Annotated in this window: 11 protein-coding genes and 1 tRNA gene; 6 read left to right on the top strand and 6 right to left on the bottom strand. The window is 67.2% G+C overall.

Annotated features, from left to right (window positions below):
- Nucleotides 1-8: 8 nt before the first annotated feature.
- Complete coding sequence (locus GcLGCM259_RS07290; RefSeq protein ID WP_138173955.1) at nucleotides 9-263, top strand: DUF5703 family protein; 255 nt, start codon at nucleotides 9-11, stop codon at nucleotides 261-263.
- Here the strand turns inward: GcLGCM259_RS07290 and GcLGCM259_RS07285 are convergent.
- Nucleotides 240-1,376 (bottom strand): acyl-CoA dehydrogenase family protein, encoded by a 1,137-nt coding sequence (locus tag GcLGCM259_RS07285; RefSeq protein ID WP_138926199.1) that lies wholly within the window; start codon nucleotides 1,374-1,376, stop codon nucleotides 240-242. The two genes, GcLGCM259_RS07290 and GcLGCM259_RS07285, sit on opposite strands and share 24 nt — an antisense overlap.
- Nucleotides 1,377-1,405: 29 nt before the next feature.
- Nucleotides 1,406-2,722: a M20/M25/M40 family metallo-hydrolase gene (locus GcLGCM259_RS07280; RefSeq protein WP_138173951.1), complete on the bottom strand. Its 1,317-nt coding sequence runs from the start codon at nucleotides 2,720-2,722 to the stop codon at nucleotides 1,406-1,408.
- A 228-nt stretch (nucleotides 2,723-2,950) separates the two neighbouring features.
- On the opposite strand from GcLGCM259_RS07280, the gene GcLGCM259_RS07275 reads away from it, so the two are divergent.
- On the top strand, nucleotides 2,951-3,394 hold the full coding sequence (locus GcLGCM259_RS07275; RefSeq protein ID WP_138173949.1) for a hypothetical protein: 444 nt from the start codon (nucleotides 2,951-2,953) through the stop codon (nucleotides 3,392-3,394).
- A 112-nt stretch (nucleotides 3,395-3,506) separates the two neighbouring features.
- On the opposite strand, the gene nrdF is transcribed toward GcLGCM259_RS07275, so the two are convergent.
- Nucleotides 3,507-4,478, bottom strand: a complete 972-nt coding sequence (nrdF, locus tag GcLGCM259_RS07270) for a class 1b ribonucleoside-diphosphate reductase subunit beta (RefSeq protein ID WP_246049825.1) — start codon at nucleotides 4,476-4,478, stop codon at nucleotides 3,507-3,509.
- A gap of 554 nt (nucleotides 4,479-5,032) precedes the next feature.
- On the opposite strand from nrdF, the gene GcLGCM259_RS07265 reads away from it, so the two are divergent.
- The 4 genes from GcLGCM259_RS07265 to GcLGCM259_RS07250 all read left to right on the top strand — a co-directional run bounded on the left by GcLGCM259_RS07265 (nucleotide 5,033) and on the right by GcLGCM259_RS07250 (nucleotide 8,804).
- Nucleotides 5,033-6,334 (top strand): Nramp family divalent metal transporter, encoded by a 1,302-nt coding sequence (locus GcLGCM259_RS07265; protein ID WP_138173945.1) that lies wholly within the window; start codon nucleotides 5,033-5,035, stop codon nucleotides 6,332-6,334.
- 168 nt (nucleotides 6,335-6,502) lie between these two features.
- Nucleotides 6,503-7,171, top strand: a complete 669-nt coding sequence (locus tag GcLGCM259_RS07260; RefSeq protein ID WP_138173943.1) for an NADPH-dependent F420 reductase — start codon at nucleotides 6,503-6,505, stop codon at nucleotides 7,169-7,171.
- A gap of 220 nt (nucleotides 7,172-7,391) precedes the next feature.
- Nucleotides 7,392-7,476: transfer RNA gene (locus GcLGCM259_RS07255), tRNA-Leu, on the top strand.
- A 119-nt stretch (nucleotides 7,477-7,595) separates the two neighbouring features.
- Nucleotides 7,596-8,804, top strand: a complete 1,209-nt coding sequence (locus tag GcLGCM259_RS07250; RefSeq protein WP_138173941.1) for a glycosyltransferase — start codon at nucleotides 7,596-7,598, stop codon at nucleotides 8,802-8,804.
- Between the two features lie 89 nt (nucleotides 8,805-8,893).
- On the opposite strand, the gene GcLGCM259_RS07245 is transcribed toward GcLGCM259_RS07250, so the two are convergent.
- From GcLGCM259_RS07245 to GcLGCM259_RS07235, 3 genes are read right to left on the bottom strand one after another with little or no spacing between them, the layout of a single operon-like run.
- Nucleotides 8,894-9,751, bottom strand: a complete 858-nt coding sequence (locus GcLGCM259_RS07245; RefSeq protein WP_138173939.1) for a MaoC family dehydratase — start codon at nucleotides 9,749-9,751, stop codon at nucleotides 8,894-8,896.
- 1 nt (nucleotide 9,752) lies between these two features.
- Nucleotides 9,753-11,090, bottom strand: a complete 1,338-nt coding sequence (locus GcLGCM259_RS07240) for a 3-oxoacyl-ACP reductase (RefSeq protein ID WP_138173937.1) — start codon at nucleotides 11,088-11,090, stop codon at nucleotides 9,753-9,755.
- The gene (locus GcLGCM259_RS07235; protein WP_138173935.1) at nucleotides 11,090-12,385 is read right to left on the bottom strand and encodes an acetyl-CoA C-acetyltransferase; all 1,296 of its coding nucleotides are present in this window, start codon (nucleotides 12,383-12,385) and stop codon (nucleotides 11,090-11,092) included. The genes GcLGCM259_RS07240 and GcLGCM259_RS07235 overlap by 1 nt, the downstream gene beginning before the upstream one ends.
- Nucleotides 12,386-12,449: the final 64 nt, after the last annotated feature.

Raw genomic sequence — 12,449 nt, 5'->3', positions numbered from 1 at the left:
GGGGTTTGATGATTCAGGAACGGATCAAGGCACCATTGCACCAGCCCGCGGATGACCGCTTCGAGTACCTGGTGATCACCTCGTTCCCCGGGGAGCCCAAGCATTTGGCCCGCGCGGCCCTGAAGGAGCACGCCGAGAACGGCAAGTGGGAGCTGGTGCGCACCTGCCGCTACGAGGGCGGGGCCTTCAAGTACTGGCTGCGCCGGCGGGTGATGCGGGTGAGCGGCACCCTGGAGGGCTCAGTCTTCCAGCGGTCCCACTAGCCAGCTGGCCACGGTGTTCGCCGCCGAGGCCGCATTGGACGGGTGGTACCAGCTGGCCTGCACGTCCCGGTAGAGCCGCTCGAACTCGCTGCCCCGGAAGTAGCCGCCCCCGCCGATCAGCTGGCCGGCGTCTTGGACGTTCTCCCGCGCCCAGTCCCCCGCCCTGGTGCGCAGGGTGACCAGCTTCGGGAACCACTGCGGCCCGTGGTCCACCAGTGCGTCCAGGTCCCCGGCGACCTGGCGCTGCAGCGCATCCAGGGTGAGCATGCGCATTCCGGCCTCGGCCAGGATCGAGCGGGCGCGCACATCCTGGGTGTAGGCCTGCCCGTCCTGGTGCACCCGGCGCTGGAGGGCCGCGGTGCCCAGCTGCAGCCCACGCTCGGCCAGGCCCACGTAGACGCTGGCGGTCAGGGTCAGGAACGAGGCGAAGATCCCGAACACCAGGGCGTCCGGGTTGGGGCCCGCGGCCAGGCGGGTGTGCACCCACTGTGCCGGGGCGATGGCCCCGGACAGCTTGGTGGTGTGCGACTGGCTGGCGCGCATGCCCAGGGTGTTCCAGTCATTCAGCGACTCGACGCCCTCGCCGCGGGCCACGAACCCGTGCACCAGCTGCCCTTCGGCGTTCTTGCCGAACACGCCCAGCCGGGTGAAGGCCGGGGCCAGGGAGGTGAAGATCTTCGTGCCGGTGAACGCCACCGAGCCGTCCCCGCGCTCCTCGGCGGTGGTCTTTGAATCGAAGAGCACCGCGTCATTGCCCGGCTCGCTGATCCCGAAGGCCATCACCTCACCCTCGGCGATCCAGTCCTGCACCATCGCCAGGCGCTGGTCCCCGCGCGCGGCCAGCAGCTGGGCGACCCCGGCCCACACGTGGTGCATGTTCACCGCCAGCGCCGTGGCCGGGGCGGCGGTGGCCAGCCGGCGCTGGGCCAGGGCCAGCTCGCTCAGCCCCCAGCCGTAGCCGCCGCGCTCCACCGGCAGCAGCGCCTTCAGGTACCCGCGGTCGCGCAGTTGCGCAAAGTCCTCGGTGCAGAACGTGTTGCGCTCATCGTAGCCGGCGGCGCGGGCGCGGAAGCGCTCGAGCAGTTCCTCGGGCAGTGCCTCGGTGATCTCCACTGGTGTGTCCTTTCGTGGGTGGGCGTGCTCTAGTAGGTGCTCAGCAGTCGGGCGAGCACCCGGGAGCCGAAGTGCAGGGCGGTGACCGGCACGCGTTCATCCACGCCGTGGAACATGCCGGTGAAGTCCAGTTCGGGCGGCAGCTGCAGCGGCGCAAACCCGTAGCCGGTGATGCCCAGGGTGGCCAGCCACTTGTTGTCGGTGCCGCCCGAGAGCATGTAGGGCAGCACCACCGCGTCCGGGTCCTCGGCCAGCAGGGCGGTGCCCATTGAATCCACCAGTTCCCCGGAGAAGGGCACCTCCAGGGAGGATTGTTCGTGGTCGACGTGCAGCTGGACGTTCTGCCCGGCCAGTTCGCGCAGCGTGGCCAGGGTCTGTTCGTGTTGCCCGGGCAGGGTGCGGGCGTCGATCAGTGCCTCGGCCTGTCCGGGGATGACGTTGTGCTTGTACCCGGCGGACAGTGCGGTCGGGTTCGCGGTGTTTTGCAAGGTGGCCCCGACAAAGCGGGAAACGTTGCCCATGGCCCGCAGCAGCGGGGCCGGGTCGGCTTCATCGAAGCCCAGGCCGCTTAGTTCCCCGATCCGCTGCAGCAGCGCCCGGGTGGTGGGCGTGTAGGACAGCGGCCACCGGTGGGATCCGATCCGGGCCACGGCGGCGGCCAGTTCGGTGACCGCGTTCTGCGGGTTCAGCTGGGAGCCGTGTCCGGCGGTGCCGTGGGCGGTGAGCCTGGACCAGGCGATGCCCTTTTCCGCGGTCTGCAGCATGTAGGCCCGCTGGCCGTTGATGTCCACCGAGAACCCGCCGACCTCGCTGATCGCCTCGGTGGCCCCGGCAAACAGTTCGGGATGGTGCGTGACCATCCACCCGGCCCCGTAGTCACCGCCGGCCTCCTCGTCGGCGAAGAACGCGATGACCAGGTCGCGGCGCGGGGTGATCCGCTCGCGCACCATGTGGCGGATCACCGCGATGATCATGGCGTCCATGTTCTTCATGTCCACCGCCCCGCGGCCCCAGATCATCCCGTCGATCAGCTCGGCGGCAAAGGGGTCCACGCTCCAGTCCTCGGCGATGGCCGGCACCACGTCCAGGTGCCCGTGCACCACCAGCGCCGGCAGGTCCGGGTCGCTGCCGGCCAGCCGCGCCACGACGTTGGCCCGGCCGGGAGCCGATTCGTAGATCTTGGCGTCCAGGCCCACCTCGCGCAGCAGTTCGGCCACGTACTGGGCGGCCTGCAGCTCCCCCTGGCCTTTGTTGCCGCCGTAGTTGGTGGTGTCGATGCGGATCAGTTCACGGCAGAACTCAACGGTTTCGGCTTCGAGCCGTTCCAGGGCCGGTTCCTTGGGCATGGCCAATCCCCCTTGTGATGCTGGGTTTTGCGCTGCGGTGCGCTGACTTGTTCCCAGCCTAATCCGAAAGCGCGGCTTTCGCCCGCGCATACTGACTCTCCAGAATTGTTCTCGACCCGCGCTCCCCCTCTGAAAAGGATCAAGCAAAGTGTTTCTAACGGGCTACTCGGTTATCCGAATGGCCCTCGATTGTTAGTGTGCAACGGGCAAGGTGGCGATAATGGATAGATGTCAATCGAGCCCTGGATTTCTATAGTTTCTGCTTTGTCTGGTTTGGGCGGTGCAATTATCGGAGGAGCCATAGCTCTACATACAAATCGGCAAAACCATATACGGGAGCAAAATGTTTGGCTGCGCCAAGAAAAGATTGTGATCTACACCGACCTTCTAAATTTTTACCGTGTGCGTGAGCCGCAGCAATATCTCACGCCGGAGGAACAATCTGCTATAGCTTTCGATCTCAACGTCCACCTAACTCGCGTCAAGATCTTATGCCCACCTGAAATCGTCCGACTCGCAGAAGAGACCTTGCACAGTTTTACCGATTACGTCAGCTCATTTACGCATGATCTCCTTCCCGTGCAGGGCGCAAGAGCCGACTTTTCCAGAGCGTTCCAGAGACTCGAATCAGCAATCCTGAATGACCTGCAGCCAGCTATACGCCACAGTTAGGCCATTAATTGCCGTCGGCGCGGCGGGGCACCACAAATGGTGACCCGCCGCGCCGAGGATTCATCCGGGGACCGTGCGGCGAAGCCGACGGCCCGGGAGGGGCAAGGTGCTGTTACCAGCCCCAGTCCTCGTCTTCGGTGGCTTCGGCCTTGCCGATGACGTAGGAGGAGCCCGACCCGGAGAAGAAGTCGTGGTTCTCATCCGAGCCCGGGTTGAGCGAGGCCAGGATCGCCGGGGAGACGTTGGTCAGCTCGGCCGGGAACATGGCCTCGTAGCCCAGGTTCATCAGCGCCTTGTTGCCGTTGTAGTGCAGGAACTTGATGACGTCCTCGCTCCAGCCGATGTCGTCGTACAGGTCGTGGGTGTACTTGACCTCGTTTTCGTACAGCTCGTGCAGCAGTTCGAAGGTGAAGTTCTTCAGCTCATCGCGTTCGGCCTGCGGCAGCTGGTTCTGGTCCATGGCGCGCTGGTTTTTCAGCCCAATGTAGTAGCCGTGGATGGCCTCGTCGCGGATGATCAGGCGGATCAGGTCGGCACTGTTGGTCAGCTTGGACATGGTGGCCCAGCGCAGCGGGGTGTAGAACCCGGAGTAGAACAAGAAGGACTCCAGCATGGTGGAGGCGATCTTCTTCTTGTACGGGTTGGTGCCGTCGTAGTACGAGCGGACGATGTTGCCCTTGTTCTGCAGCTCGTGGTTTTCCTCCGACCAGCGGAAGGCCTCATCGATCTCGCGCGAGGAGCACAGGGTGGAGAAGATCGAGGAGTAGCTCTTGGCGTGCACGGACTCCATGAACGCGAAGTTCGTGTAAACCGCTTCCTCGTGCGGGGTCAGCGCATCCGGGATCAGCGAGACGGCGCCGATGGTGCCCTGCAGCGTGTCCAGGTAGGTCAGCCCGGTGAGCACGCGCATGGTCATCTGCTTCTCCCCGTCGCTCAGGGTCGCCCAGGACTGGATGTCATTGGACAGCGGCACCTTCTCGGGAAGCCAGAAGTTGGCGGTGACGCGGTTCCAGATTTCCACGTCCTTCTCATCCTCGATGCGGTTCCAGTTGATCGCCTTGATCGGGGTGGTGGCAACGCTCACTTGGCTCTCTCCCTGTGTCACGGTGTGGGTTGCATGCCTTCGGGCATGCCTTGGTCTTCGGTCCAGGCGCAACGCCTGGGGGCAGCCGTGCCCGGCGCGCCGGGCTGCTGCGGTGGTTGCGGGCGCGTCGCATTGACGGTCGCCAGACTTTGAAGCTTGGGGTGGTCCACCTGCTGTTGCGCTCCGTCGTGGTTCGTTCGGGCGCCCGGTGTTCCTGTCCCCCACCTTACCCAATCGGCCGCCAAACAAAATGCCCGCCCGTGCCCCGCGCGGTCGCTGCGCGAAACCCCTGACCCGTCCCGACGCGGCCTCCGCGGGAACCGGTGTCCGGATACCCGGAACCGATGCCGCAAGGATCACATTTTGCCTTCGACATGCTTCCGGCACGAGGGCGGGACGGCACGCCGGGATTCGGAGTCACGAATACTGGTTGTGCGGTGTCTCACACACTAGATTTGAACCATCGGCTGACCTGCTCCCCTGGCCTGCTCCGCAGGTGTCGGGGCGCCAGCCGGAGCTGACGATGTTCACGACGACTAAGGATTGATGACGTCATGTCCGAAGAGAATCAACCGGCGATCCCCGAGCGGGACCGGGAGACCGGGCTGGACTCCGGTGCGCCCCCGAAATGGAAGATCGTTGGCCCCGGCCTGGTGGTGGCCGCCACCGGTGTGGGCGCCGCGGACATGGTCGCTACCCTCGTGGCCGGCAGCCGCTACGGCTATGCACTGCTGTGGGCGGTGGTGCTCGGTGTGATCCTGAAGATCATCCTGGTCGAGGGTGCCGGACGGTTCACCCTGGCCACCGGCAAGACCATCTTCGAGGGCTGGCGCTCCCTGGGCAAGTGGACCACCTGGTACTTCGGGCCCTACATCGTGATCTGGGGTTTTGTGTACGGGGCGACTGCCATGAGCTCCGCGGCGATGCCGTTGGCGGCGCTGTTCCCGGCCGTGGACCTGAAAATCTGGGCGATCTTCATGGGACTGGCCGGCTTTGCCATGGTGTGGTTCGGACATTACGCGTTCTTTGAGAAGGTCACCGCCGTGCTGGTGGGCCTGATGTTCATCACCGTGGTGGGTCTGGCGATCATTGCGGTGCCGAACGTTCCGCAGATGTTCGTCGGGCTGATCCCGATGATCCCCGAGGGCGGCGTGGTCTACACCCTGGCCCTGGCCGGCGGCGTGGGCGGCACCATCACCCTGGCCGCCTACGGCTACTGGCTGCGCGAAAAGGGCTGGTACACCCCGAAGTGGATGCGCGTGATGCGGATCGACAACTCGATGGCGTACGTGATCACCGGCATCTTCGTGATCGCCATGCTGGTGGTCGGCGCCGAGGTGGTGCGTTCGGCCGGGGTGGCGCTCTCCGCCGGTGATGCCGGGCTGCTGGACCTGACCGACGTGCTGCAGGAACGCTACGGCGACGTGGTGGGCCTCGGATTCCTGGTCGGCTTCTGGGCCGCGTCCTTCTCCTCGATCATCGGCGTGTGGAACGGCGTTTCGCTGATGTTCGCCGACTTCTGGGGCAACATCCGCGGCAAGGGATCGGGACACGAGGACACCCGCGTGGGCGGCAAGTACTTCAGGTTCTACGTGCTGTGGCTGACCTTCCCGCCGATGCTGCTGTTCCTGTTGGACCGCCCGATCGCGCTGATCCTGGCCTACGGTGTACTCGGTTCGCTGTTCATGCCGTTCCTGGCCTTGACCCTGCTGGGTCTGCTCAACGGCAAACGCACCCCGAAGCAGTGGCGCAACAAGTGGCACACGAACATTGCGCTGGGCATCACCGCTGCCCTGTTCCTGGCCTTGGGCGTCAACGAACTGGTCAAGGCCCTGGCGCCGGTCTTTGGCGGCTAGCGCTTCCGGGGCGATGACCACCGATTCCACACTGCCCCGCACCGCTGCCGGTGCGGGGCAGTGTGCTTCACTCACATCGGCCCGCTACGGTCCGATGGGCACGAGCGCCCGCATGTGTGATGGGATGCTGGAGGACAGGAACTATCCATCCGCCGCGAAGGAGGCCTGATGAGCGAGAAGCCCACGGGGGAATCAGGAGCGCCCAGCACACGCATCGGCGTGCTGGGTGCCGGAAGGGCCGGGACCTCCCTGGCCAGGGCGGCCGCCTCGGCCGGCATCGGCGTGAACATCGCCGCTTCCCGGCCACCACACATGCTGAAGTACCACCTGGCGCAATACGCCCCGCAGGCCACGGCCGTGCCGGCCGAACAGATTGCCGACGCGGTGGATCTGGTGGTGCTCATGGTGCCGCAGGAGGAACTGGACGAGGTGGACCCGGATACCCTGGCCGGGACCATCCTGGTGGACGCCACCAACCGCTGGGAAGACGAGCCGCTGCCGGACTGGTTCCAGCGGGCACTGGAGGCCGGGCTCTCCAGTTCCGAGGCGATTGCCGAACACTTCGCCGGCACCCGGGTGGTGAAGGCGTTGAACCACATCAGCCACTGGGACCTGGACACCAGCGGGCGGCGCAAGCAGAGCCAGCGCCGGGGTCTGGCGGTGGCCTCGGACCACCGCCGGGAGGCGGCCGTGGTCGCCAGGCTCATCGACGCCCTGGGATTTGAGCCGGTGATCCTGGCCAGCCTCGCCCAGGGGCGCGGCATGGAGCCGGACGGTCCAATCTTCAACGAAGTGCTCGGCGCCCAAGAGCTGTCCCGGCTGCTGCCGCACGACTGAGAAGCGCGAATCGTCACCTGAGCCGGACACCCCGCAGAGCCTAGAGTGTGATCCTTGGCACCCCGAGTGGGACATTGACATGATTTGCCGTGATCAGTCCGCCTTTTGGCGCGGAATGGCGCAGGTTTCGCCGGCACTTGGGCCGAATTGGAAATCGGCTTAAACTGGTGCTAAAGTTTTACTTCGTTGCTTGCGATAACAACGCAGACAACGAGTACCTGCGCGGGTGGCGGAATAGGTAGACGCGCTAGCTTGAGGTGCTAGTCCTCGTTTAGAGGGTGGGGGTTCAAGTCCCCCTTCGCGCACGCAGGAGATCCCCGGTTGGCTTCGGCCAGCCGGGGATTTTGCATCCCAAGGGCGTGGCGCGGCCTGATTGATAGCATCAAGTGGCCCCCTGCCGCCGACCTCTTCCAGGAACTTTCCCATGCGCATCGCCATGCTTTCCCTGCACACCTCCCCGATGGAGCAGCCCGGCGCCGGGGACGCGGGAGGCATGAACGTCTACATCCGCAACCTGGCCTACGCGCTGTCCGAGCTGGGTCATGAGGTCCATCTGGTGACCCGCAGCGCTGATCCAACGCGCACCGAGCAGGTCAAGGATCGGGTGTGGATGCACGAACTGCAGGTGGCTCCAGGCCGGCGGGTTTCCAAGGACGGGCTGTATGGCCTGATCGATGAGGCCGCCGGGGCCCTGCGGGAGCATTTTCGCGACCTGCCGGTGGACGTGATCCACGCCCACTACTGGCTCTCCGGGATGCTGGGGCTGGAACTGGCCACCGCCTGGCACATCCCGCTGGTGGTCAGTCTGCACACCTCGGCGGCGGCGAAGGAAGCCGAATCCGGGATCGCCGAACCGGCCACACGCAAGGAAGGTGAACGGCACCTGCTGGCCGCCGCCCAGCGCGTCATCGCCAACACGCCGGTGGAGGCGGAACAGCTGCGCCGGCACTACCGGGTGCCGCAGGACAAGCTGGACGTGGTGCTGCCCGGGGTGGAGCACGAGGTCTTCCACCCGCCGCAGCTCGGGGCCGGCGCCGGCCGCGCGCGGAGCAATCCCACCGGGGGCAGTGACCTGCACGTGGTCTACGCCGGCAGGATGCAGCGGCTGAAGGGCGCCCACCTGCTGCTGCAGGCCATCGCCAGGGCCCGGCAGCTGGACCCGGGCGTGCGGATCACCGCCGAGCTGTACGGGGCACGCTCCGGTGCGGACGACTATGATCCGCGGGCCATCGCGACCCGGCTTGAGCTGGATGAGGTGGTGCACCTGGCCGGTCCGCTGCCGCCGCGCGAACTGGCCGCGGCGTTCGCCGCCGCGGACCTGGTGGCCGTGCCCTCACTGTCCGAGACGTTCGGGCTGGTGGCCGCCGAGGCCCAGGCCTGCGGCACGCCGGTGATCGCCAACCGGGTCGGGGGCCTGAACTATTCGGTGGCCGACGGCGTCTCGGGCTGGCTCATCCCCGAACCGGAGCCCGAGGCGTGGGCGCGGCAACTGCTCACCCTGGCCCGGGATCCGCAGCTGCTGGCCTCCGCCCGCACCGCGGCGCTGGCGCACAGTGCCCGGTTCACCTGGCGGCATGCCGCGCAGCAGTCGCTACAGGCCTACCGCCGGGCCGGGCAGGCGGCCACGGCCTAGCGGCGGGAGCAACAGGGCGAACCAACACGAACGGCGGCCGGAACACCAAAGCGTGTTCCGGCCGCCGTCGACGTTCCCGCGGGGTAAGGCTAATCCAGCAGTTCCAGCTCCAGCTCGAAGTGGGGCTTGAGCTTGCGCGGGTTCCAGGCGGTCACCTCGTAGTCCCGGCCCTCCTGCTCATAGGCCAGGTGCACGGTGCCCGGCAGCAGCACCGGGGTCTTGAACTCGATCTCCCATTCGTAGCCCACGCCCACCGGTTCAATCTCCGCCAGCGCGCGCGCCGCCAGGTAGATGCCGTGGGCGATGGCCCGGGGCATGCCCAGCACCTTGGCCGACACCTTGGACAGGTGGATCGGGTTGTAGTCCCCGGCCACCGCAGCCCAGGCCCGGCCGGTGTCCGCCCCCAGCTTCCACACGGCGGTGGCCTGCGGCGGGTGGAAGTCCGAGCGCGCGTCCTTCTCCGGCTTCGGACCATCGAGCTTCACCCCCTTGGACAGGAAGGTGCTGCGCAGCACCATCCGCTCCTCGCCCTCGGTGGAGATGCGCACCACCAGGTCGCAGGTCGCGCCCTTGGCGTGCTTGGCCAGCTGCTCGGCGTTGACCGCCACGTCGAACGCCTCCGCGTCGGCCAGCGGGCGGCGCACGGTGACCTCGTTGGTCAGGTGGATCATCCCCAGCAGCGGCAGCGGGAAGTCGTCGCGCACCATCAGGGACATCGCCAGCGGGAAGGCCAGCGAATGCACGTAGAGGCTGGGCAGCTGGCCGTTCATGCGCGCGCCCACGGCGCGGCGGAATTCGGCCAGCTTCTGCGCATCGGCCTGCGCCCCGTGCTTGACCAGGGTCAGCTCGGGCAGCACCGGGTTCTTGGCCTTGCGCCCTAGGGTCTTGACCGTCCGGGCGTAGACCTGGCCCATGGTGGGCAGCTGGTCAACGATTTCGATACCCATTTCAGGCCCCCACCAGCGACTGGCCGCACACGCGCAGGGTCTGCCCGTTGATCGCGGCGCACGCGTCCCAGGAGAGGAAGCCGATGGTCTCGGCCACGTCCAGGGGCAGCCCGCCCTGCATCAGCGAGGGCATCACCATGCGGGCCACGGTGCGGGTGCCCAGCGGGATCTTGGCGGTCATGTCGGTTTCAATGAAGCCGGGGGCGACCGCGTTGATGGTCCCGCCGTGGGCGGCGAAGTCCGCGGCGCTGGCGCGCACCATGCCGATCACCCCGCCCTTGGAGGCGGCGTAGTTCGTCTGCCCGCGGTTGCCGGCGATCCCGGAGGTGGAGGCCAGGGACACCACGCGCAGCCCGGGCAGGTCCGCGGCCAGCAGCTGCTCGTTCATGCGCAGCTGGGAGGCGATGTTCACCGCGATGACCGAATCCCAGCGGGAGGCGTCCATGTTGGCCAGCAGCTTGTCCCGGGTGATCCCGGCGTTGTGCACCACCAGGTCCAGCCGGCCGTGGCGCTGGCGGGCGTGTTCGATGATCCGCTGCCCGGCGTCCTGGGCGGTGACATCCAGCTGCAGGGCGGTGCCGCCGACCTCGTTGGCGACCTTGCTCAGCGCATCCCCGGCCCCGGGCATGTCAACCACCACGACCGCGGCCCCGTCCCGGGCCAGGGTGCGGGCGATCGCCGCGCCGATGCCGCGGGCCGCGCCGGTGACCACCGCAACCTTTCCGGCCAGCGGCGCTTCGAAGCTTTCGGGCAGTTCGCCTTCGTTGCCGGTGACCTCCAGGAACTGGCCGTCCACGTAGGCGCTGCGCCCGGAGAGGAAGAAGTGCAGGGCCGCCAGCGAGCTGGGGCTTGCCAGGGTCGCGTCCCCGGCCAGCAGGATGCCGTTGGCGGTAGCGCCATTGCGCAGTTCGCGGCCCAGCGAGCGGATGGTGCCGTCAATGCCCTGGCGCACGGCGGCCACGGCCGGCTCATCCTCGGCCAGGGCGCGGCGGGAGAAGGAGACCACCCGGGCGCCGGGCACCAGCTGGCGCACCTCGGCGCCGGCCTTGAGCATCAGCGGGGAGAGCTGATCGGGGTGGGTGAGCTCATCGAGCAGCAGGATCAGCCCGCCCAGCTTCGCTCCCCCGGCATCGTGGCGGCGCACATCCAGTCCCCACTGCACCAGGGTGTCGGCCAGCTGCTGGGCGGTGGGCGAATCGCCCAGGATCAGCAGCGGGCCGGGCAGCAGCGGGGTCTGGGTGGACCAGCGGCGCAGCCGGGCCGGTTGCGGTAGGCCCAGCTTTTTGGCCAGGGTGCGGGTAAAACCGGTGTTGACCAGTTCCAGGTACTTGTCTGCCATTAGTTGCGTGCCTCCAAAATCGCTACGACTCCCTGCCCGCCGGCGGCGCACACGGAGATCAGTCCACGTCCCGAGCCCTTCTCATGCAGCATCTTGGCCAGCGTCGCCACGATTCGTCCGCCGGTGGCGGCGAACGGGTGGCCGGCGGCCAGCGAGGACCCGTTGACGTTCAGCTTACTGCGGTCGATGGCGCCCAGCGGGGCATCCAGGCCGAGCTTTTCGCGGCAGAATTCCTCGTCCTCCCACGCCGCCAGCGTGGAGAGCACGGTGCCGGCGAACGCCTCATGGATTTCGTAGAAGTCAAAGTCCTGCAGGGTCAGGTTGTTGCGCTTCAGGATCCGGGCGACCGCGTAGGCCGGGGCCATCAGCAGGCCCTCCGCGCCGTGCACGAAGTCCACCGCGCCGGCCTCGAAGTCCACGAAGTTCGCCAGCATCGGCAGGTTGTTGGCCTTGGCGTATTCCTCGCTGCCCAACAGCACCGTGGAGGCCCCGTCGGTCAGCGGGGTGGAGTTGCCCGCGGTCATGGTCGCCTCATCGCCCAGCGACTTGCCGAAGGCCGGCTTCAGGCTGCCCAGCTTTTCCAGGCTGGAGTCCGGGCGCAGGTTGTTGTCCCGGCTAAGGCCGTTGAAGCTGGTCATCAGGTCATCGAAGAACCCGCGTTCGTAGGCGGCGGCCAGGTTCTGGTGGCTGGCCAGGGCCAGCTCATCCTGCGCCTGGCGGGTGATGCCCCAGGCGTGGGTGGTCTTGGCCTGGTGCTCGCCCATCGACAGCCCGGTGCGCGGCTCCCCGGTGCCCGGGGCGTTCGGGGCCAGGTGGGCCGGGCGCAGCTTGGACAGCGCGGAGAGCTTGGCCTTGGTGGTGCGGGCGCGGGAGAGCTCCAGCAGCACCTGGCGCAGCCCCTCGGAGACCGCGATCGGCGCGTCGCTGGTGGTGTCCACGCCGCCGCCGATGGCCGAGTCGAGCTGGCCGAGCTTGATCTTGTTGGCCAGCGAGCCGATGGCCTCCATGCCGGTGGCGCAGGCCATCTGCACGTCGTAGGCCGGGGTGCTGGGATCCAGGGCGGAGCCCAGCACGCATTCGCGGATCAGGTTGAAGTCCTTGGAGTGCTTGAGCACCGCGCCGCCGGCGACCGAGCCGATCCGCTGGCCCTGCAGCCCGAAGCGGGCCACCAGCCCGTCAAGGGCGGCGGTGAACATGTCCTGGTTGGAGGCTTGCGCGTACTTGGTGTTCGAGCGGGCGAAGGGGATGCGGTTGCCGCCAATGATCACGGCCGGGCGGACGGATTCTGAAGCCATTGAGATTCTCCTGGAGATCTGACTGCTGTGACAGGTATTACTATAACCAAGAGTACATGATACT

Source organism: Glutamicibacter creatinolyticus (assembly GCF_006094275.1).
Classification (GTDB): Bacteria; Actinomycetota; Actinomycetes; order Actinomycetales; family Micrococcaceae; genus Glutamicibacter; species Glutamicibacter creatinolyticus.
The sequence above is the reverse complement of the archived record's forward strand: the minus strand, read 5'-3'. Positions and strand labels throughout refer to the sequence as shown.